Origin of the sequence: Pelotomaculum propionicicum, from assembly GCF_004369225.1 — a bacterium.
GTDB classification, from domain to species: Bacteria; Bacillota; Desulfotomaculia; order Desulfotomaculales; family Pelotomaculaceae; genus Pelotomaculum_B; species Pelotomaculum_B propionicicum.
Genome location: NZ_QFFZ01000137.1, coordinates 1 through 1,220, shown reverse-complemented (window position 1 = coordinate 1,220; position 1,220 = coordinate 1). Strand labels below are relative to the sequence as shown.

Sequence of the window (1,220 nt, the reverse complement as noted above, 5' to 3'; positions counted from 1 at the left end):
TAAGGAGGAAAACCAAATGGCAAAACAAAGATTTGAGCGGACCAAACCACACGTTAACATTGGCACCATTGGTCACGTGGACCACGGCAAAACAACCCTCACCGCGGCAATCACCCTGGTGTTGCACACAGTGGGAGGGGCCACAGTTAAAAAGTACGACGAGATTGACAACGCTCCCGAAGAGCGCGAGCGCGGGATTACCATCAACACCGCCCACGTCGAGTATGAGACCGCCAAGAGGCACTACGCGCACGTTGACTGTCCCGGCCACGCCGACTACATCAAGAACATGATCACCGGCGCCGCCCAGATGGACGGAGCGATCCTGGTGGTGTCAGCGGCCGACGGACCGATGCCGCAGACCCGTGAGCACATCCTGCTGGCCCGCCAAGTTGATGTCCCCTATATAGTGGTGTACCTTAACAAGGCCGACATGGTAGACGACCCCGAGCTGCTCGAGCTGGTAGACATGGAAGTGCGCGAGCTGCTGTCCACCTACGAGTTTCCCGGCGACGACATTCCGATTATCACCGGTTCAGCCCTGAAGGCCATGGAGTGCGCCTGCGGCAAGCGCGAGTGCGAGTGGTGCAAATCGATCTGGGAACTGATGGACGCCGTGGACGAATACGTGCCCACCCCCCAGAGAGCCATAGACAAGCCATTTTTGATGCCCGTTGAAGACGTGTTCACCATTACCGGGCGCGGCACCGTGGCCACCGGCCGGGTAGAGCGCGGCCAGATCAAAGTACAGGAAGAAGTCGAGATCGTAGGACTCAACGAAAAGCCCCGCAAGACCGTGGTAACCGGCGTAGAGATGTTCAGGAAGATACTGGACAGCGGCCAGGCCGGAGACAACGTAGGCTGCCTGCTGCGCGGCGTAGACCGCAAAGAAGTAGAGCGGGGACAGGTTTTGGCCAAACCCGGCAGCATCAAGCCGCACACGCATTTTTCCGCGGAAGTGTACGTGCTGACCAAAGAAGAAGGCGGCAGGCACACCCCGTTTTTCAACGGATACCGTCCCCAGTTTTACTTCCGTACCACCGACGTGACCGGGGTAGTAACCCTGCCCGAGGGAGTGGAGATGGTTATGCCCGGTGACAACATCCAGATTGACATCGCGCTGATCACCCCGATCGCCATAGAAGAGGGCCTGCGCTTTGCCATTCGCGAAGGCGGCCGCACTGTGGGCGCCGGTGTTGTGACAGGAGTTAAAGAATAAA

General features: G+C 58.4%; 1 protein-coding gene. It reads left to right on the top strand.

Going from position 1 to position 1,220, the window contains the following annotated elements; all coding sequences use genetic code 11:
- Nucleotides 1-16 precede the first annotated feature (16 nt).
- The gene (tuf, locus tag Pmgp_RS19235; RefSeq protein WP_134216295.1) at nucleotides 17-1,219 is read left to right on the top strand and encodes an elongation factor Tu; all 1,203 of its coding nucleotides are present in this window, start codon (nucleotides 17-19) and stop codon (nucleotides 1,217-1,219) included.
- Nucleotide 1,220 lies beyond the last annotated feature (1 nt).